Annotated in this window: 14 protein-coding genes; 8 read left to right on the forward strand and 6 right to left on the reverse strand. The window is 68.5% G+C overall.

Annotated features, from left to right (window positions below; genetic code table 11):
• The first annotated feature begins 24 nt into the window (after nucleotides 1-24).
• Both VGV60_01030 and ispG read left to right on the forward strand, forming a co-directional pair.
• Complete coding sequence (locus VGV60_01030) at nucleotides 25-1,278, forward strand: glycosyltransferase family 2 protein (protein ID HEV8699836.1); 1,254 nt, start codon at nucleotides 25-27, stop codon at nucleotides 1,276-1,278.
• A 33-nt stretch (nucleotides 1,279-1,311) separates the two neighbouring features.
• A complete protein-coding gene (gene ispG / locus VGV60_01035; GenBank protein HEV8699837.1) occupies nucleotides 1,312-2,475 on the forward strand; it encodes a (E)-4-hydroxy-3-methylbut-2-enyl-diphosphate synthase in 1,164 nt (387 codons plus the stop codon).
• 12 nt (nucleotides 2,476-2,487) lie between these two features.
• On the opposite strand, the gene VGV60_01040 is transcribed toward ispG, so the two are convergent.
• A complete protein-coding gene (locus tag VGV60_01040) occupies nucleotides 2,488-4,014 on the reverse strand; it encodes a FumA C-terminus/TtdB family hydratase beta subunit (protein HEV8699838.1) in 1,527 nt (508 codons plus the stop codon).
• A 136-nt stretch (nucleotides 4,015-4,150) separates the two neighbouring features.
• On the opposite strand from VGV60_01040, the gene VGV60_01045 reads away from it, so the two are divergent.
• From VGV60_01045 to VGV60_01065, 5 genes are all read left to right on the forward strand, one after another.
• Nucleotides 4,151-5,503: a TIGR00366 family protein gene (locus tag VGV60_01045; GenBank protein HEV8699839.1), complete on the forward strand. Its 1,353-nt coding sequence runs from the start codon at nucleotides 4,151-4,153 to the stop codon at nucleotides 5,501-5,503.
• An 83-nt stretch (nucleotides 5,504-5,586) separates the two neighbouring features.
• Nucleotides 5,587-7,626: an ABC-F family ATP-binding cassette domain-containing protein gene (locus VGV60_01050; protein ID HEV8699840.1), complete on the forward strand. Its 2,040-nt coding sequence runs from the start codon at nucleotides 5,587-5,589 to the stop codon at nucleotides 7,624-7,626.
• Nucleotides 7,627-7,899: 273 nt separating this feature from the next.
• The gene (locus VGV60_01055) at nucleotides 7,900-8,697 is read left to right on the forward strand and encodes a fibronectin type III domain-containing protein (protein ID HEV8699841.1); all 798 of its coding nucleotides are present in this window, start codon (nucleotides 7,900-7,902) and stop codon (nucleotides 8,695-8,697) included.
• Entirely contained in the window at nucleotides 8,694-9,290 is a 597-nt protein-coding gene (locus VGV60_01060; protein HEV8699842.1) for a cohesin domain-containing protein, read from the forward strand. Before VGV60_01055 ends, VGV60_01060 begins: the two co-directional genes overlap by 4 nt.
• Nucleotides 9,290-10,303 (forward strand): hypothetical protein, encoded by a 1,014-nt coding sequence (locus tag VGV60_01065; protein HEV8699843.1) that lies wholly within the window; start codon nucleotides 9,290-9,292, stop codon nucleotides 10,301-10,303. The genes VGV60_01060 and VGV60_01065 overlap by 1 nt, the downstream gene beginning before the upstream one ends.
• A 51-nt stretch (nucleotides 10,304-10,354) precedes the next feature.
• On the opposite strand, the gene VGV60_01070 is transcribed toward VGV60_01065, so the two are convergent.
• Nucleotides 10,355-12,373, reverse strand: a complete 2,019-nt coding sequence (locus VGV60_01070) for a hypothetical protein (GenBank protein ID HEV8699844.1) — start codon at nucleotides 12,371-12,373, stop codon at nucleotides 10,355-10,357.
• On the reverse strand, nucleotides 12,370-13,872 hold the full coding sequence (locus VGV60_01075; GenBank protein ID HEV8699845.1) for a glycosyltransferase family 39 protein: 1,503 nt from the start codon (nucleotides 13,870-13,872) through the stop codon (nucleotides 12,370-12,372). Before VGV60_01075 ends, VGV60_01070 begins: the two co-directional genes overlap by 4 nt.
• A 170-nt stretch (nucleotides 13,873-14,042) precedes the next feature.
• On the opposite strand from VGV60_01075, the gene VGV60_01080 reads away from it, so the two are divergent.
• Nucleotides 14,043-15,902 (forward strand): sulfatase, encoded by a 1,860-nt coding sequence (locus tag VGV60_01080; GenBank protein ID HEV8699846.1) that lies wholly within the window; start codon nucleotides 14,043-14,045, stop codon nucleotides 15,900-15,902.
• Between the two features lie 11 nt (nucleotides 15,903-15,913).
• On the opposite strand, the gene VGV60_01085 is transcribed toward VGV60_01080, so the two are convergent.
• From VGV60_01085 to VGV60_01095, 3 genes are read right to left on the reverse strand one after another with little or no spacing between them, the layout of a single operon-like run.
• Nucleotides 15,914-16,957, reverse strand: a complete 1,044-nt coding sequence (locus VGV60_01085; GenBank protein HEV8699847.1) for an SGNH/GDSL hydrolase family protein — start codon at nucleotides 16,955-16,957, stop codon at nucleotides 15,914-15,916.
• A gap of 9 nt (nucleotides 16,958-16,966) precedes the next feature.
• A complete protein-coding gene (locus tag VGV60_01090; GenBank protein HEV8699848.1) occupies nucleotides 16,967-18,715 on the reverse strand; it encodes a carbamoyltransferase C-terminal domain-containing protein in 1,749 nt (582 codons plus the stop codon).
• Nucleotides 18,646-19,674 (reverse strand): polysaccharide deacetylase family protein, encoded by a 1,029-nt coding sequence (locus VGV60_01095; protein HEV8699849.1) that lies wholly within the window; start codon nucleotides 19,672-19,674, stop codon nucleotides 18,646-18,648. The genes VGV60_01090 and VGV60_01095 overlap by 70 nt, the downstream gene beginning before the upstream one ends.
• Nucleotides 19,675-19,739: the final 65 nt, after the last annotated feature.

The raw sequence follows: 19,739 nt of genomic DNA on the forward strand, positions 1-19,739 counted from the left end.
ACCGGAGTCAAGTATCCTACGCCCGTGACCCCGGGCGTTGCGCCTCTCGCGATCTCATCCGCCCTTCTCTCCATGGCGTGGACCGGCTTCGGCATCCTCCTGCGCCGGGCGGCGCGCAATCTCCCCACTCTCCTGGACACGCTCGATGCGGGGGCGCCCCGGCCCGCGCCGTCTCCCCTGCCGTCGCTTTCGATCGTGGTCACCGCCCGGGACGAGGCCGCCGGCATCGAGTCGACCGTCAGGCGGCTCCTGGCGCAGCGCTACCCGGGGCTCCAGATCGTCGTGGTGGACGACCGCTCCTCCGACGGGACGGCCGCCATCCTCGATTCCCTGAAGGCGACGGTTGGCGGCGCGGACCTGGAGGTCATCCACAACCGCGACCTGCCTCCCGGGTGGCTCGGGAAGTGCCACGCCTGCCACCTGGGGGCCGCGCGGGCCCGGGGGGACTGGATCCTGTTCATGGACGGCGACGTCGAGCTGGCCCGGGACGACCTCCTGGCCCGGGTCGTCGCCCTCGCGCAGGAGCGCCGGCTCGATCACGTCGCGCTCGTCCCGGATCAGCGCCCGGTCTCCCCGTTGCAGGCGGCCCTTCTCCTGGTCTTCGCGCAGATGTACCTGCTCGCCTCGCGCCTGCACGAAATGGATCGGGACAGGCGGCGCGGCGGCGGGGGCATCGGGGCGTTCAACCTGGTGCGTCGTGCGGCCTACGACAGGATCCACGGGCACCTGCGCTTGAAGATGGATCCGGCCGACGATTTCAAGCTCGGCCGGCTCCTGAAGGAGAGCGGTGCGCGCCAGCGGTTCTTCGACGCGGTCGGGCTGGTGCGCTGCCCCTGGCACAAGGGGACCCTGAACGTGGCGCGCGGCCTGGAGAAGAACTTCTTCGCCGGATTCAACTATTCCCTCCTCGAGCTGGTCGCCCACACGGTGCCGGGGCTGGCCCTGGCGTTCGGCCCGGCCGCCACCGCGATCGCCGGGAGCCTGCTCGCCGCGGCCTCGCCGTCCCGGCCGACGGTCCTCCTCGCCGGCTGGCTACCCCTGGTCGTGCAGGCCCTGGTCGTCTGGAGCGGATCGCGCGTCCACACCCGACGGCAGGGAGGGAGCCCGCTCCTGCTCTCGGCGCTCTACCCGGCCGCCATCCTGATCCTCCTGGCCGCGGCCTGGAACTCGGCGATCCGGATCCTGTCCCGCGGCGGGGTCGTGTGGCGCGACACCTTCTATGCGCTCGACGAGCTGCGCGCGGGGCTGGTGCCCAAGGGGGTCGGCCGCCGGTTGTGACCTCGCGCTCCCCCCTGCTATGATTGCCGCGTGATGTCCGACACCAGAGTCCTGCCGCGAAATCCCACGCGGGCCGTGCGCATCGGACGCACGACCATCGGCGGTGGCCACCCGATCGCCGTCCAGAGCATGTGCGCCACCAAGACCTGGGACGTCGAGGCGACCGTGGGACAGATCCGGGACCTGCAGCGCGCCGGCGCCGACGTCATCCGCATCGCGGTCGACAGCCCCCGGGACGCCGCCGCTCTCCCCGCCATCCGGGCCCGCACCAACGCCAGCCTGTCCGTCGACCTGCAGGAGAACTACCGCCTGGCCGAAGCGGTCGCCCCGCACGTCGACAAGATCCGCTACAACCCCGGGCACCTGTACCATCACGAGAAGCGCCGGCCGGTGCGCGACAAAGTGGCGTTTCTCGCCGGCGTGGCCGAGAAGCACGACTGCGCCATCCGGGTGGGCGTGAACTGCGGCTCGATCGACCCGGAGAAGGCGGGGCGATTCGGCGAGGACTCGGTCGCGGAGATGGTCGAGTCGGCTCTCGAGCACGCGGCGCTTCTCGACGGGCTCGGCTTCACGCGCTACTGCGTGTCGCTCAAGGACTCCGACCCGATGAAGGTGATCGACGCCAACCGGCGCTTCGCGGCCGCCCGTCCGGACGTGCCCCTGCACCTCGGCGTCACCGAGGCCGGCCTCCCTCCCGAGGGGATCCTCAAGACGCGCATCGCCTTCGAGCAGCTCATCGCGCGCGGCATCGGCGACACGCTGCGCGTCTCCCTCACCGTCCCGAACGACCGCAAGGGGGAGGAGATCGCCGCGGGCCGGACGATTCTCGACGACATCGCCCACGGCCGATTCCGCTCGGTGCCCGAGAACCTCGGGAAGAGCCTCAATATCATCTCCTGCCCTTCCTGCTCGCGGGTGGAGAACGAGGCCTTCGTCGACCTGGCCGAGAGAGTGCGGGAGTTCACGGCCTACGCCCGCGACCACGCCATCACGATTGCGATCATGGGATGCCGGGTGAACGGCCCCGGCGAGACGGACGACGCCGACCTGGGGCTGTGGTGCGCCCCGACGCACGTTAATCTGAAAGCCAAGGCGGAGACCATCGGGACGTTCGGCTACGACGAAGTGCTGGTCCGCCTGAAGAGCGAGCTCGATCGCCTCATCGAGTCGCGGCGAGTCACGCCGGGGACCGCCTGAAGCTCCCTGCCGTCAGGCGAACACCGGCGCGGCGAAGGTCTTGAGGACCTCGGCCGAGGCGGCCTGGACGTCGGCGTGCAGCGAGTGGCCGGCGGCATCCATGGTGACGATCGCCGGGAAATCCTTGACGCGCACGTGCCACATCGCCTCGGGGAGACCGAACTCGAGCAGGTCGACCCCCTCCACCGCCTCGATGCAGCGGGCGTAGTACTGCGCCGCGCCGCCGATCGCGTTGAGATAGACGGCGCCGTGCTCCTTCAGCGCCGCGAGGGTCTTCGCGCCCATGCCCCCCTTCCCCATCACCGCGCGCAGACCGTAGCGGCCGATGACGTCGGCCTCGTACGGCTCTTCGCGGCTGCTGGTGGTGGGACCGGCGGCGGTCATGCGCCAGCCGTCCCCTTCCTTGAGGACGACCGGGCCGCAGTGGTAGAGGATCTGGCCGCGCAAATCCACAGGAGGCGCGTGGCGCATCAGGTGATGGTGCACGGCGTCCCGCCCGGTGTGGAGCACGCCGCTGATCAGGACCACGTCCCCGACCTTGAGCCGGCGCACGTCGGCCTCGGCGAGGGGCGGGCGCAGCGGAATCTCCTTTCCGCCTAGCGGAAAGCCCTCGCGGCTCGTCATGGGCTCGACCGGAGCCTCGTCCCTATAGAGCCAGCGCTTGATGGCCCCGCTCCGGGCGTCGAGAACGACGCCCAGCCGCCGGAAGGCCCAGCAGTCGTAGGCGACGGTGACGAAGAACGACGCCGGCAGGCGATTGATCGCGCCGATCTTGCAGCCGATCAGCGTCACACCCCCCCCGAAGCCCATGGTGCCGATGCCGAGGGCGTTCGAGGTCCTCAGGACGTAGTCCTCCAGCTCCCGCAGCCTGGGGTCGGGATTGGTGTCGTCCAGCGTCCGGAAGAGCTGCATCTTGGCGTGCTCGTAGCCGGAGGTCCGGTCGCCGCCGATGCAGACGCCCAGGGCACCGACGCTGCAGCCGTGCCCCTGCGCCTGCCAGACGGCGTGCAGGAGGCATTTGCGCACGCCGTCGAGGTCGCGATCGGCCCGGCCGAGATTCGGGAGCTCCGTCGGCACCGAGTACTGGATGTTCTTGTTCTCGCACCCGCCCCCCTTGAGGAGAAGCCGCACCTCGATCTCGCCGGATTCCGGCCACTGGCTGAAATGGACGGTCGGCGTCCCCGGGCCGAGATTGTCGCCGCTGTTCTTGCCGGTGAGCGAGTCGACCGAGTTCGGGCGGAGCTTGCCGCGCCTCGTCGCCTCGGCGATCGCCTGCCTGATCGCGTCCTGGACGCGCATCTGGTCGGTCCCGACCGGGGTCTTGACGAGGAACGTGGGCCAGCCGGTGTCCTGGCAGATCGGCCCCTCGCAGCCGGCCGCCATGTCGATGTTGCTGGCGATCACCTGGAGGGCCTGGGACGATCGGGTCCCGGGGTCTTCCGTCTGGAGCGCCCGGGCCATCGCCCGGCGCACGTCCGGCGGCAGGTTGGTGGAAGTCTCGACCACCAGGGCGAGCAGGCTCTCCTGCAGCCTTTCCATGGGCGCGATTGTATTACAATCCGCCGGCCGAATACTCGGGCACGCCCCTCGGTCGCCGGCTCGAGGTGAACCCCTGAACCGAACGGACTCCGCCCGCACGACCCTTCCGTCCGACACGCCCCTGGCGCGCGCCGGCATGCTGATCGCCGACGCCTGTGAGCGATATTTCCCGGATGCCTTCGTGTTCGCGCTGGCCGCGGTCGGCTTCGTGCTTCTCGCCGGATGGGCCCTCGGAGAGACGCCGCAGCGGCTGGTCCAGGAGTTCGGCGGCGGATTCTGGACCCTGGTCCCGTTCACCATGCAGATGGCGCTGGTCATCATCGGCGGCTTCGTCGTGGCCTCGTCACCGCCGCTGGAGCGCCTGATCCGCCGCCTGGCCCTCCTGCCGAAAACGCCGCGGGGGGCCGTGGCCTTCGTGGCCTTCTTCGCCATGGCATCGTCGCTCCTGTCCTGGGGCCTGTCGCTGATCTTCACCGGCCTCCTGGTGCGCGAGCTGACGCGCCGGATCGAGGGAATCGATTACCGCGCCATCGGGGCGGCGGCCTACCTGGGCCTCGGGAGCGTTTGGGCCCTCGGGCTCTCGTCGTCGGCCGCGCTGCTGCAGGCGACGAAGTCCACGATCCCGGCCGCGCTCCTGCCGGTGACCGGGGTCATCCCCCTGTCCGAGACGGTCTTCCTGTGGCAGAGCCTGGTCGTCGCCGCCGTCCTGATCGCCGTGTCCGTGGCGATCGCCTACCTCTCCTGCCCCGTCGCGGCCCGCGCCAGGACCGCCGCGGCGATGGGAGTGCGCTTCGATCCGATCCCGATCGAGGTCCCGGCCCCTCGCACGCCGGCCGAGCGGATGGAGCGCAGCCCGGTCTGGGGTGTGGCCATCGCCCTGGTGATGCTGGCTTTCCTCCTCCTGCAGCTGCGGGACAAAGGGTTCGTCGCGGCGCTCGATCTGAACAACTTCAACTTCGCCTTCCTGGCGCTCGGCCTCCTCCTGCACCGTCGGCCGGCGTCGTTCCTCTCCGCCGTGGCGCGCGCCGTGCCGGCGACCGCCGGTGTCCTGATCCAGTTTCCGTTCTACGGCGGCATTTTCGGAATCATCTCGAAGACGGCGATCCAGCCGGCGATGGCCGATCTGTTCGTCCGTCTCACGTCCCAGGGCACGTTCCCGCTCGTCGTCGGAGCCTATTCCGCCGTGCTGGGGATCTTCGTGCCGTCGGGAGGGGGGAAGTGGATCCTCGAGGCGCCGTACGTCATGGCGGCGGCGAACACCTGGCAGGTGCACCTGGGCTGGACCGTGCAGATCTACAACGCCGCGGAGGCCCTGCCGAACCTGATCAACCCCTTCTGGATGCTGCCGCTCATGGGGATCCTGAACGTGCGGGCCCGCGACCTGGCGGGGTTCTCCATCCTGCAGCTTCTCTTCCACGTCCCGATCGTCTTCTTCCTCTGCTGGATGTTCGCGCGGACGCTCCCCTACGTCCCTCCGGTCCTGCCCTGAAGGAGCCGCGCGCCTGGGAACCTGCTGGGGGACCGGGCCGGGCCGCGTTGCTGCGGCCGACCCCCAGCCTGTAGACTGGGCGCATGATTCGGCTGGAAGGTGTTCAGCGGAGCTACGGAGTCCACGAGGTCCTGAAGGGGGTGGACTGGGCGATTCCGCCGCGCGCGCGGGTCGGCCTCGTCGGCCCGAACGGTGCGGGCAAGACGACGATCCTGAGGCTCGTCGCCGGCGTCGAGGAGCCGGATCGCGGCTCGATCAGCATCCTGCGCGGCACCTCGCTCGGGTACCTCCCCCAGGAAGGGGCGCGGCTGGCCGAAGGAACCGTGCTCGAGGCCCTTCTGCATCCGTTCTCCGCCATCCTCGAGATGGAGAAGGAGATGGAACGGCTGCACCACGAGATGGCCACGGCCAGCGGCGAGCGCATGGAGGCCCTCACCCGCAGGGCCGGCGAGGTGCAGCACCGCTTCGAGGCGGCGGGCGGGTTCGACCTGGAGGCGAGGGCGAAGGTGATCCTGGGAGGCCTCGGGTTCGGCTCGAGTGACCATGCCCGGCCGCTGCGCGAGTTCTCCGGTGGGTACCGCATGCGCGCCGCGCTCGGCGCCCTCCTCCTGCGCCGCCCCGACTACCTGCTGCTCGACGAGCCGACGAACCACCTCGACCTCGAGGCGGTCGCCTGGCTGGAGGGGTTCCTGTCGGACATCCCCTCCGCCCTGGTGGTTGTGTCGCACGACCGGACGTTCCTGAACCGGCTGGCGACGTCGATCGCCGAGATCCGGGGCGGCAGGGTCACGGTCTGGCCGGGCAACTACGACCGCTATCGCGAGGACAAGGAGAAGGCCCGCGAGCTGGCGGCCAAGAAGGCGGCGAGCGAGGCGCACCGGGTGGAGGAGGTGGAGCGCTTCATCGAGCGGTTCCGCTACAAGGCGACCAAGGCGCGCCAGGTGCAGAGCCGCATCAAGATGCTGGAGAAGATGGAGCGCACGGAGGTGATGGCCGAGGACCAGACGTGGCGTTTCTCCTTCCCGCCCGTGACGCGCTCGGGGCAGCGGGTCGCGCTCCTGTCCGGCGTGCGCAAGGGCTTCGGCGAGCGGCCGGTTCTCAAGGGGCTCGACCTCGAGATCTGGCGCGGCGATCGCATCGCCCTGGTCGGGCCGAACGGCTGCGGCAAGAGCACCCTGCTCCAGGTGGTCGCGGGCAGGCTGCCGTCCGAGGACGGCAGGGTGGAGATCGGCGAGAAGGTCGTGCTGCACTATTTCGCGCAGCACGTTCTCGAGACCCTGACGCGCGGCCGGACCGTGCTCGAGGAGATGCAGGCCTGGGCGCCGTCCAAGGCCCCGGGGCAGCTCCGATCGCTGCTCGGCATTTTCCAGTTCTCCGGCGACGAGGTGTTCAAGAAGGTCGAGGTCCTGAGCGGCGGCGAGAAGAACCGCCTGGCCCTGGCGCGCCTGACGCTCGATCCCGGAAATTTCCTGCTCCTCGACGAGCCGACCAACCACCTCGACCTGCCGACGCGCGAAGCGCTGGAGGACGCCCTGGCCGGATTCGGCGGCACCCTGCTGTTCGTCTCCCACGACCGCTACTTCATCAACCGTGTGGCGACGCGCGTCGCGGCGTTCGACGACGGGCGGGTGCGGCTGTACGACGGCGGGTACGACGATTACCTGGCGGCCCTCCGGGCCACGGACCCCGCACGATCCGCGCGCGCGGCCACCGCATCCACGCCCCCGTCGCGTCCTGCTCCCGGCGCCCGCCCCGTGCCTCGCCGGCCGCCCGGGCTCCCGCCTCGGACGCGCGCGGCCACCGGCAACGCCCCCCCGCCCCGGACGGGGGGAGCTCGCGAGCAGAGGCGAACCGACGCCGAGGCACGCAACCTCAGGAATCGCGAGCTGCGGTCGTTCCGCGAGCGGATTGCCGGCCTCGAGGCCGAGATTCTTCCCCACGAGACCCGTCTCAAGGAGATCGAGGCCGCCATGTCGTCGCCCGACGTGTACAAGGAGCCGGGACTGGCGCGCAAGCTGGGGGAGGAGAAGAAGGCGCTGGAGATCGAGCTTGCCCACCTGTACGACGACTGGGACGAAGCCACCACGGAACTGCAGGCTGCAGAGTCACGCCTAGCCCGCTAGGAGCCCGGAGCCTGTCCCCCACGGATGTCACATTTCGCGTTCGGAACGACAGTTTTGTCAGCGCATGTTACATGGACATGCCGCCAACGCAATGTCTCCATTGCGCCTATCTTGAGACCAAAATTAAACCATTTGGATTGAATAACTTGCAAATTCAATTACATCCGACGGCTACGAACCCTTGTGGCAGACATCTTGCTAAACCCCAATCTGTACGGGGGATGGAGTGGTGCGCTCTCACGGGGGGGCTTGTTGGCGACACGCGGGAGGGGCGTGATCGGTGGGAAGCTGGCGGCCATGTTGTCCTGGCTGTTCGTCGCCGTATGGGCCACCCTACCCGCTTCGGCAGCATCACTAGTCCGGCTTGCCTGGGATGCCAACAGTGAATCGGACCTCGCCGGATACCGGCTTCACTACGGAACCTCGCCCGGCGTCTACAATCAGACACAGGAAGCAGGCACGGCCACCAGCCTGGAACTCTGGAGCCTCGATCCCAGCACGACCTATTACTTCGTGGTTCACGCCTTCGACCGTGCGGGCAACGAGAGCCCGGCGTCCAATGCGGTCAGCGCTCGACCCGTGGTGGTGGTCGGTCCCGCGCCGATCGTGTCCTCGGCCGTGGAGGTCGCGACCCATTCACACTACATTCTCCAATCCGGAAGGCATACGGTGCGAGTGTCCGGCTCCAATTTCCAGGATGGAGCCCTGATGAATCTCGGTCCCGGGATCGTGCCTGGAGCCACATCCCTCGCCGATCCGACCGAGCTCACGGCCACGATCGATGTCGCGTCGACTGCGACCCTGGGGCCGCGGACTCTTGTCGTCACCAATCCCGACAGCGTCTCCGGAAGCAGGCTCGATGCGCTCGCGGTGGTCAAGACGGCCGACATCGTTCGTGACTGCCTGATCGATGGTTCGGATCTCAACATCCTGGCGCGGGCCTGGAACACCCGCAGCGGTGAAGTCGGCTATGTCGCCGAGTCCGACCTGGACGGGGACGATTATGTCGGCCCGGTCGACCTGACCATTTTCGGCGAGTACTTTGGTCAGAGGCTCACGGTGTGTCCGTGACGGCCCGGCGCCGGGGGCGCGCATGGAGGGCGGCGGCCGTCCTGTGCCTGGTTCCGTGTGTCGCGTTCGTCGGCTGCAGCGGGGGGGAGGGGGACCCCCCGGTCGCGTGCCTGCCGATCAGCTTCACGCCCGCGATCGGCACGATCGCGAGCGGAAGTGTCTTCCTCGGGGAGCTGACCTCCACCTGCACCTCGGTCGACGTCGTGGTGATGGTCAACGATCTCTCGGGCATCTTCACCGTGGGGTTCGATCTCGCCTTCCCGGCTTCCGTCCTGAGTTATGACAGTTACACCGCGGGACCGCTGCTCCTCAAAGGCTCGCCAACCCAGAACCCCTTCTTCGTCGTGATCGATCCCAGTCCCGGGGTCGTTCAGGTTTCGGCGACCCGCCTCAGCCCGGACCCGAGCGTGGCCGCGGTCGGGAGCGAGATGCTGATGACCCTGAGGTTCAGCAAGGTCTCCAGCGGGACGGGGGCCATCGATTTCGACGACGGCTCGGGAAGCCTGGTCGACGAAGTGGTGCTCGACGAAAACGGCGCGACCCGCCCCGCCTCGTTCCAGCCGGATCACGGCGGAATCGTCCTGGTGCCCTGATGACCTGGAGAACCTATCAGGCGTTCCTGATCGCCGCCGCCCTCATCGCCGGCTTCCTCCTGGCCCTGCCGGTCTGGGACTGGTGGCAATACGGACGCATCGTCTCGGAGTCGCCACGGGTGGACTATGCGACCCCGGTCGAATCGGAAGCTCCCCCGACGCATGCGGTCGCAACGGTGCCCAGCGCTGGCGGGGCCACGCTGGCCGCGGCCATGGTCGTCCCTCAGGTTCAGCGGACCGCGCGATCGATGGATGTCGAGCCGGCGGTTCCCCCTGCCCCCTCCCGCATCGATCGTGGAGCCGAGCCGAAGAAACCGGCCCCGGCGGCTGTGGACAGGCCCGGGCGCGGCGCGCTCCTGCGCCCGCCGGCCCCGGAGGGGAGATCCTCCTCCCTCGAAGGGGGCGGCGCCGCCGGCACCGCTCCGCCACCTTCGAACACGAGTCCACTGGTCTGGGTTCGGAGCCTGCCGATCCAGATCCCCTTGATCGCCCCCCCCGTGGAACGGCAGCCCCCCCCGGCAGAAGCTCCCGCTCCCGAGACTGGACAGGAATCCTCCAAGCCGCCGGAGGAGCCCAACGATTCCTCCGAGTCGGGTGGGCTGCGTGTCAGCCTCGTTCCGAGCGTGCCGACGGTCGACTACGGCAAGGTCATGTCGGTCCGCGTCGTTCTGTCCGGCGGTGAGGGAATCACGAGCGTCCCGTTCCATCTGAAGTTCGACCCGGCCCTCCTTGAATTCCTGGGGGCACGGACGGGATCGGCGTTCCTCTCCAGCTCGCTGAATCCGCTGCTTCTGGCGTCCGTCAATCCGGAGCGCCCCGGAGATCTGGCCGTCGGTCTCGCTCTCGTCGGTGATTCCCGGACCCTCAACGGCTCGGGGAGCCTTGTGGTGCTCGATTTTCGCGCCATCGGCCGCGGACGGACCGAACTGACCTTCGAGAACTCGAGCGTGCGCGGAGTCACCAGCGAGCCTCTGCCCGCGGAATTCGCCAACACCATCATCCAGGTCGACTGACCCCCGGGCCAGGAGCCTGTCCGGGTATCGGGCCGGGCCAGGAGCTCACACCTAGGGCGCGATCAGCCGGTAGACGCTGTAGGCGTCCCGGTGATAGGCCAGGGAGAGGCAGGGCCATTGGTCCGCGCCGGCCAGAAGAGGGAAGTCCCGCGTTTCCGGCGGCCCCACGACCAGGACGGCGATCTCCATCCCTCGCAGGGTGGCACAGGCCGCGGTCGGATCGGAGGTCGAGAATGCCTCGTGCAGAGAGTCCATCCGCCGCGCATAGTCCTCCGGCTTCGCATAGAACAGGCGTCCCGCCCAGGTGTCCGAAAGGACCGCGGGATGGCCGCTTACGTACACGAGCTCGGGATTGTCGCGGAGCGGGGATCCCTGCACCAGCCACCCCGGCGGGACCTGGGAGCGGATCCACCGGCCGGCCGCCACTTCGTCGGGTGACAGGGCCGGCTTGGCCACCGCGGCGCCGATCGCGAACCACGCCACCGAGAGGAAGCCGAGCCCCAGCGCCGCCAGGGTGGCCATCCGGGTCCACCGTTCGTCCTGATTTGGAACCGGATGCGGCGGGAACAGGCGACTCAGGGCGAGCCCGCTGAAGACGGCAAGGCCGATCCAGAGGAACATCGACATCCGCATCGCCAGGTCGTTGTTCTCGCCGGTTGAAGCCACGAAACAGATGGTGGGCAGGCTCACGGCGCCCATCAGGAAAAAGGGGCTCAGCGCGCCCATCCCTTTAGTCTCGCGCCAGGTGGCGATCAGCCCCATCAGCCCCAGGAGGAGCGCGGGCCCGAATTCCAGGAACACCTGGAACGGGACCAGCAGACCCGGGTGAGCCCAACGGAATTTCTCGACGCCTCCCCCATCCCCCATGTAGAGATGCAGGACCGGCAGGGCCAGCAGCACCGCGAGGCTTCCGGCCAGGGCGTTCCGGAAGAGGATGTCGCGGCCGATCCGGAACCGGGAGAGGATGAACCGGGCCAGATCGGGGACTCTCAGCAACACCAGGGTCGCCGCCCCGCCGAGGGCCACATATCCGTTGTAGCCTGCCATCGAGGCGAGGCAGGCGCCCGCCATGGCCAACGTCGAGGGGTCCGTCTCGGCTTTGCGGAGGTGCAGGAGAGCAAGGAGGAAGACCACCATGGCTGCGACCGCGTGGGGCACCCAGTAGAAGCTGGCGAAGAGGCTCGGCGCCAGCATCCCTTGATTCGAGACCCAGCTGTCCACGTTCCAGTGCCTCAGGAGGAATCGCACCGGTGACCCGATGCCGCCCTCCTTGAGGAGGAGCTGAACGATCATCGGGCTCAGATCGAACCCGCCGACCAGACTGACCAGGGGGAGCGAGAAGAGGGCTATCCGGCCGTCTCCCGTGAGCTCCGAGACGACGCGGTAGAAGGTGGAGAGGAAGGCGGCGGCGAGCAGGAGGGTGATTGTCGCGATGACCAGGTAGGTGTGGGCTCCTGCTCCGGCGATGACCAGGACCGCCCCGACGAGGATGTGAAAGAAGGTGTGGTAGTAGAACGGGGAATCGCTCTTCAGGAAGGGGTTGAGCGGAGGCAGGCCGCGGGTGGCGATCGACTCCGCGATGGCGAGGTGGTTGTTCAGGTCCCAGCCCTTGACGCACGTCTCTCCCCCGTCGGAAGTCGGGCCGATGGCCAGAGTCGGAGCCAAAAGCAGAAGCGTCGCCATCAGGATCAGGCCGACGGCGGGGGGAGCCCTTCTCGGGACGGGCATGACGGCCGCCCGGGGCAGGACCGCGCCGAGGAGGAGCAGCCCCGATGTCACGCCGCCCAGAACGCCGAGCACGTGAAGCCGGTCGAACGGAACGATCAGGCCGGCCAGGCGAAGGGAGAGGGGCGTGATGGCGAGCGAGGCGGCGACCGAGGAGAGGATGCCCGATGACGAGCCGAGCCGGGCGGGAGTCCGCAGGCACAGGAGGAGCGCCTGGCCCGGAAGCAGCAGGGTGAGGATCATCCCCGCCACAATTCCGGCCGCGCCTCCCGGGAACAACGACAGGAGAAGCGCGGCGAGGAGCAGGGCCAGGCCCCTGAGGGAGGGGTGTCCGACTCCAGTCACTGCGAGTCTCCATCCCGCGCCGGTGTCGGTTCAGCGGCCCGCGGGACGTAGAGGTAGGCGGCTGCCCGGTAAGCCTCGATTCTCTGTCCGGCGAGGAAGCCGGGATCAACGGCGGCCAGCTCCCCGCGACGCTCGGAGCGCCAGCCGTGGGAGAAGACGAGCCACCATCTGGACCGGGGAGCGGTCGCCATCAACCGGTTCACCTCGGGGAGATAGTCCCGAATCACCGACTCCCTGCCTTCCACCACTCGTGCCGGTTCCCCGTGATAGTAGAACCTGAACTGCGGCAACGCGTCCTTGTTGACGAGAATCCGGTCCTCAGGACGGGCCGCCTCTTCGAGCGCCCTGATCACCGGGCGCATGTCCTGGCCCCCGGGCTCCGTGTGATAACGGTAGAGAAAGACCCCGCAGCCGCCGGCGATGGCGACCAGGAGCGCTGCCGCCGGCAGCCCTCGGAACCGGTGGCGCAGCGACTCGATGCCGGCCGCCCCGGCGACATAGAAAAGCGGCGCGGTGAAGAGCATCTGCCTCGTGCCCCCGTACGGATAGAGTCGAAAAGCCGAGGCGGCCGCGGCCGACACCAGGACCCCCAGGAAGAGAATGACCAGCGCCGCGCCGCGCCGATGGCGGCAGAGCCGGACCATCCCGAGGACCGCCAGCGAGCCGAAGAGCAAGCCGGTCCCGGGGTGGATGAAGGAGAAAAAGGAGAACAGATCCCAGGTGCTCCGGGCCAGGAAACGAAGGCCCGGCAGCAGGGCCGCCGGCATGAACTTATCCTCGTAGAACGACGGCGGGGTCCCCTGGGTGAGCTGCACCGGGAGGGAACGCAGGTACCAGGGAGAGGCCAGTGCGGCTCCAGCCATCAGGCCGATCAGGGTCCGCCACCAGGCAGGACCCCGGGCACGGAGACCGCGGCAGACCAGGAGGATCCCCATGGTCGTCACCAGCCAGACGCTGCCGTAGACGGAGAGGAGGGCGGCGAAGGTCGACAACCCGAGGAGGGACGCATCCTTCCAGCCTTGGGATTCCTCTCCGTCCGTCGACTCGAGGAATGCCGTGACCAGGACGGCGGCGCACAGCATCCCCTGGCTGTAGACGCGCAGGGACTGGGAATATCGGATCGCGTAGGGAGCGAACGCGATGAAGAAGGCCGACGCCCGGGCCATCCACGGGCTGGACGTGGCGGCCATCGTCATGCGGTAGGCGGCCGCTATGGCCAGGATGCCGAGGATCCAGGGCAGGAGGCGCAGCCAGGTTTCGCTTCGCCCGGCGAGCGAGTGGACGTGAAGCAGGTAGGCGAACCCGGGGGGATCGAGAGTGATCTCGCGATTGGAGATCAGCACGCTGCCCTGGGAGGCCCAGTACTGCTGGCACTCGTCGTAGGACAGGCTGCGCTCGCCGAGGCCGATCGTCCGCACGGCCGCCCCTGCAAGGAGGATGGTCCAGAGCCAGCGATCGTTCTTCATCCGGCACGATGAGTGGATCGTCCCGCGCTGCACGCGTCGCCGCCCGAACCGTCGGCCGCGTTCGGATTCTAGCAGGTCATCCGAAGTGCCGCCGCGAGCCCATCTCGTGATTCCGCGCCGTTTGATAGAATTCCCGCCGACCGACCTCGGGGAGCGCCGATGGTGTCCAGTGCAAGTGCCCGAAATCGACCGGCCCGGACACGGTGAGCCCTTCCGGGCAGGCCGCCGGAGAAGGGGCGCTGGCTGGCTGGGCCATGGGAAGCATCCTGGCCGGTTGGGCCATCTACCTCAGCCGGGACCTGCCGCATGGCATGTATCGCCTGGCCGTGGAGCGCTGGATTCCTCCCGCGCTCACCGGTGCCCTCGTGGGAGCGGCCGTTTCCTTCCTGGTCGCCATGCTGCTCTCCGGGCTGGCCCGCACCGGTCGACGGTGGCTGTTCGGTGGCATCACAATTCTCGCCCTGTGCTACGGCGTGGCGCTGGTCCTCGCCGCCGGGCCGCTGCGTCCCCTGCTCTTCCCTCTGCGGATCTTCAGCGGCAAGGCCCTCTCGATCGGCATGTTCATGGGATTGGCAGGCGCTCTGGGCGCCCTGCTCCTGGCTCGCTTCCGGCAGGCTCACAGGGGCGGTCCGGATCGGACCGGAGACGTCCGTGGGATCCCGGGACGTGTGGCCTTCGCGGCATGGTTCGGAGCCGCTCTCGGCATCCTGACCGCTTCGTTCGCCGTGACGCTGCCCCTGACCCCGACGCGGGGGCCCACGAAGGGCCTTCCGGTGATCCTGGTCTCCCTGGACACTCTCCGTGCCGATCGGCTGGGCGTTCTGGGAAACACGCGTGGACTGACACCCAACCTGGACGCGCTGGCCCGGGATGGAACCGGGTTCGATCGGGCGGAGTCCGCGGCCCCCTGGACGCTTCCGTCCCACGCTTCCCTCTTCACGTCCCTGCTTCCCTACGATCATGGAGCGCGATGGGACCATCGGCCGCTGCGGCCGGGAGTCGCCACCCTCGCCGAGCACTTTCGCGAGGCCGGTTACCGGACCGCGTCGTTCAACGGCGGCGGTTATGTCTCGGCCGCACTCGGCCTGGGCCAGGGTTTCGAGCTCTACGAGGAGCACGACGAGGTCCGCGAAGCGGGGCCGGAGAGGATCGCGGCGGCCAGTCTCGAATGGGTGCGCTCGGTCGGAGACGATCCCTTCTTCCTGTTCATCCATACCTACGAGGTCCACACGCCATACGCGCATCACGACAGGGCCGACCCGGGCGATGCCGGCCGGCTGGCGCGCACCTTCGAATTCAAGGACGTGGCCGCAGTTCAGGGCGGCAGGCTGACCCTCACCGCCGGTGAGCGACGTTATGTCACCGGGCTCTACGACTCCGACGTGGCCTTCGCCGACCGGGTCATCGGAGGCCTCCTGGAGACGCTACGGAAGGATGGGATTCTGGATCGGGCGATTCTGGTGGTCCTCTCGGATCACGGTGAGGACCTGTGGGATCACAGCGACCTGCGCAGCCCGGGGCACGGCCACTCGCTCTATGAAGAGTTGCTCCGCGTGCCCCTGTTTTTCCGCGCCCCGGGGCTCGTCCGGGCCGGCGCTCTCATCCGGACGCCGGTCAGCCTCCTGGACGTGGCCCCCACGCTGCTGGCCCTGACCGGTCTTTCGCCGGATCCCGATCACCAGGGCCGAAGCCTCGAGCGCACGCTCCGGGACGGGCTGGAGCCGACGGAGGTGCCGATCCATGCCGAATCGATCGAATACGGGCCCGGCCGCTTCGCGCTCCGGCAGGGAGACCTCAAAGTCATCCTGACGCCCATGCCGGATCAGGTGAACGCTGGCGTCGGCTTCCCGGTCGAGCCGGTGGAGATTTTCGATCTGCGCGCCGATCCCCGCGAGGAGCATGCCCTGTCCGTGTCGATTCCACCCGGGGCTGCCGTGGAGATGGAGAACCTGTGGAGGCGAGTGCATCGGGTCTTCGAGCCGCTGCGGGACAGGCAGATCGGGGATGACGAGCTCCCGGAGCGGCTCCGCGAGCAGCTGCGCTCCCTGGGCTACGTCCAATGACCGCAAGCAGGCTACTTCGGAATCGCGGGCGGTGGGCCGGGAGAGCCCCAACGTGCGGCGATCGCCTCGGCGGCCAGCCGATGCCCCAGCGCGTTGGGATGGCCGTCCCCGGACGAGACTCTCAACCGGGCCGGCTCCCACTTCGAGAACGGCTCGAGCAGGTCCACGACTTCGAACCCGTCGGCCGCCGCCGCCTCGCCGACCTGGAGATGCAGGTCGGAGTAGGGATACCCGGCCCAGTCCCGCTCCGGGATCATGGGGAAGATGACCACCAGGACCCGGATGCCAAGGGGTGCGGTCTGGTCCCGGATTGCGGCGAGGGCGTCCAGGACGCTGCGCCATTTCTCCCGGCCCGGAGCGTGGAGGTACCGGAGGTAGTCTCCTCCGCCAAACCGCCAGACCTCCAGGGAGTTTCCGACAAGATGGAGAAGTCGCAGGACGTGGGAGCGGCGCCACCATGCCGGCCGGTCGAAATACTTGTGCAGGGAGGGGCGCGGATCGATCTCCGGATCGTTCAGGACGTAGCCGATGATGACCCCCTTCGGCTGGAGCGCGGGGGCCAGGTGCCGCAGCTGGATCGATTCGTCGCGGGTGGTGTACCCGACGACTCCCAGGTTGAGGACTTCGTAGCGACCGGCGGAGGGGGGCAGCCGGGCGTTCAGTGTTCTCATGAGGACGACCGGATAGGTCTCCTCCTCCGGCACGCCGAATCCAAATGTAAATGAGTCCCCGAGGACCAGGATCCGGAAGAGGCCGGGGGTGTCGCTCGGAGCCGGCTCCGCTCCCCGCATCCCGAGGCCGTTCGTACGGACCTGCATCTCCTCGAACGTTCCGTTCCGGTTCGGGATCATCTCGTAGCTCAAACCGGGGACGCGCGACGGCTGATAGAGGGATTCGCGACGCTCTCCCGGAGGGACGGGGGTCGGAGGCTTCAGATACTGGACCGGACGAACAAGCCGCAACCCCGCCTCGGCCAGCACGAAGACCACGGCCACCGACGCGAGCAGGAGACCGACATTGCCGAGCCACCGACGGATACCGGGTTCACCCGACATCAAGTTACCTCAGGCCCGGGAGACGAGCAGGTCGCCGAGAGCCAGGTAGTCGAGGTGCCCCGCGAGGAAGGTGGCCACCGCATCGGCCGGCGTGCAGACGATCGGCTCCTCGTGGATGTTGAAGGAGGTATTCAGGACGCTGGGGATGCCGGTGCGGCGGTGATACGCCGAGAGGATCGCATGGAAGGACGGGTTGGTCTCCGGATCCACCAGTTGCGGCCGGGCGGTGCCATCCACGTGCACCGCGGCGGGAGAGACCTGCTTCATGTAATCGGTGCAGTCGTAGGTGATGGTCATGAAGCGGGCGGCGTCGGCGGCGACTTCCAGGTTCCTGTAGCAGCGTGCGGCATGCTCGACGAGCGTGGCCGGGGCGAAGGGCATGAACTCCGTGCGCTTCAGCTTCTCGTTGAGCCATTGGTTCGCCCGCGGGTCCACGGCAGGGTAGAGAATCGAACGATTGCCGAGCGCCCGTGGCCCGTATTCCATCCGTCCCGCGCACCGGGCCACCGTCTTTCCCCTGGCGAGCAGTTCCCCGATCTCCTCCGCCGGGTCCGGCATGAGGCGCGTGACGAGCCCCTTGCCGGCAAGGGCCGCCTCCACCTCTTTTTCCGTGAAGGATGGCCCGAGAAACACATCGCGCAGGCGGGCAGGGCGCACGGCGGCCAGAGAAGCCTGCACCGTCAGCGCCGCCCCTGCCCCCGTACCGGAATCGTTCATGGCCGGGTAGATAAAGACCCTGGAGACCCCCGGCGCCTCCGCGATCCGCTGGTTGAGCTTGACGTTCGCCATCACGCCTCCAGCCAGGGCCACACAATCAACCCGGTGCCGCTCCAGGTGATGGACCAGGTAGCGCACCAGAACCTTTTCCAGGTTCTCCTGCCAGGCGGCTGCCAGGTCCTCCCTTGAATGAGAACCGGCCAGGGCCCGGACGTACTGGCGGTCGAACAGCCAGGGCGCTTCGAAGGTCCCGTTCCGCTCGATGAAGCGACCGCGCACCCTCGCGGCGAGCGGGCCGGCCTTGCCATAGGCGGCCAGTCCCAGGATCTTCCCCTCGTGCCGGTCGGGGACGAATCCCAGCGCCTTGGTGACCTGGGCGTAGAACATCCCCATCGAGTGGGGGAACCGGACCGAGTGGATCCTGCGAATCGATCCCGCTTCCCCCAGGCTGAGAGTGGTCGTCAGACCGCTCCCGTAGGCATCCACCGTCAGGATGAGGGCCCGCGCGAAGCCGGAGGCGTAGTACGCGGTGGAGGCGTGGGCTTCGTGGTGCTCGACGCGCCGCAGCCTGGCCAGGATGCCCCACCTTCGCAGCCCGGATTCGAGATCCCTCTGGTAACGGCGGTGATCGACGATGGCCTTCCCCGACCATCGGCCGAAATAATAGAGATGGCGGAGGCTCGAACCGGGATCCCGGGGAAAGGCGCGAGGCAGCCCGGCTGCGCTCCGAGCCAGACATCCCAGAATCAGCCGTGCTTCGTCGTTGCAATTCAGAAACGGGTACGCGACCGCGTCGATCTCGTCGGGACGGAGATTCTCGAACGCGAGCGCGGCCTCGAGGCTCCTGTCGGGGAAGCCGGCCTGCTGCTTCTCCCGGGTCAGCCGCTCCTCCGACAGGGCGAAGGTCAGGACTCCGTCGCGGAGGATCGCGACCGTGCTCTCCTTGTCGAGGGACGAAATGCCGAGGAGGATCAGGCCGCGACCCCCGCGCCCCGCCTGGAGAGGCGCTTGATCCGCTCGGGATGCGGAGAAAGCCTGAATCGAAACACGGTCATTCCCGCCCGGTAATTGACGATCTTGCGCGGCAGCCGGAACAGATCCAGCCCGGTTTCCTGGATCACGTCCCGCGCCCCCGTCGCCACCGCGGCGGCGAAACCCGCGTCCTGAACTTCCCGGCCCAGCGTCTCGGTCGCAGTGCCATTGGGATAGCAGAAGACAACGCACGGACGGCCCGTCTCCCTGGCGATCGTCGCCCGGCTCTCGACCAGCTCCGCCCTGCGCCTCTCGGCCGTCTCCCGGGGGAGGAGACAATGGCTCACGGTGTGCGATCCGAAGGTGATCCCTGCCGACTGCATCTCCCTCACCTGGTCCCAGGACAGAAATTCCTTTTCCATACCCGCCACGGGGCCGAGACCTGCGCGCGCCGAGGCCTGACGGACGCGTCGGGTCACCTCGTCCACCGGCAGGTGCTTCAATTCCTCCAGCAGCCGGTCCCGCTCCCGCCTGGTCGACATGGGACGGCGTCCCAGCCCTTCCACCTCCACCGTCGCCATTCCGGCGGATTGCCAGCGTGACACCTCGTCCCACCAGAAGAGGCCCCGGGCTCCTCCCACGTGCCCCGTGGCCAGGAACACGGTGGCCGGCAGCCGGAGGCGCCGGAGCACGGGCCAGGCGAACTGATGGTTGTCGGCGTAGCCGTCGTCGAAGGTGATGCCGATCGTCCGGGGAGCGACGCTTCGGCCTTCCCGCAGGACGCGGATGATCTCCTCCAGCGGCTGAACCCGGAAGCGCGCGGCCAGGAGCCCCATCTGCTCGACGAAGATCTCCTCGGGGGTCACGAGATCCTCCAGGAACGGAAAGGCCCGCAGCCGATCCTTCGGCAGGATCCGGTGATAGGCGAGCAGGACGGCACGCCCCGGCCGATCGTCGGATCGGCCGTCGCCCAGCCCGCCCAGCAGCCGATACAGCCAGGCCAGGACTCGCTCTGCCTGTGTGCTCAATCGAATTGCGGTCTCAGGGTCCATCCGGCACTCACTCGAGCGCATGAGAATATCTCAAACGCGGA

The organism is Candidatus Polarisedimenticolia bacterium, assembly GCA_036001465.1.
In the GTDB taxonomy this organism is placed as follows: Bacteria; Acidobacteriota; Polarisedimenticolia; order Gp22-AA2; family Gp22-AA2; genus Gp22-AA3.

Excerpts from the sequence above, each read along its gene's own strand:
- ispG (HEV8699837.1), top strand. The coding sequence starts at position 1,312 with ATGTCCGACACCAGAGTCCTGCCGCGAAATCCCACGCGGGCCGTGCGC.
- VGV60_01040 (HEV8699838.1), bottom strand. The coding sequence starts at position 4,014 with ATGGAAAGGCTGCAGGAGAGCCTGCTCGCCCTGGTGGTCGAGACTTCC.
- VGV60_01045 (HEV8699839.1), top strand. The coding sequence starts at position 4,151 with ATGCTGATCGCCGACGCCTGTGAGCGATATTTCCCGGATGCCTTCGTG.
- VGV60_01050 (HEV8699840.1), top strand. The coding sequence starts at position 5,587 with ATGATTCGGCTGGAAGGTGTTCAGCGGAGCTACGGAGTCCACGAGGTC.
- VGV60_01065 (HEV8699843.1), top strand. The coding sequence starts at position 9,290 with ATGACCTGGAGAACCTATCAGGCGTTCCTGATCGCCGCCGCCCTCATC.
- VGV60_01085 (HEV8699847.1), bottom strand. The coding sequence starts at position 16,957 with ATGTCGGGTGAACCCGGTATCCGTCGGTGGCTCGGCAATGTCGGTCTC.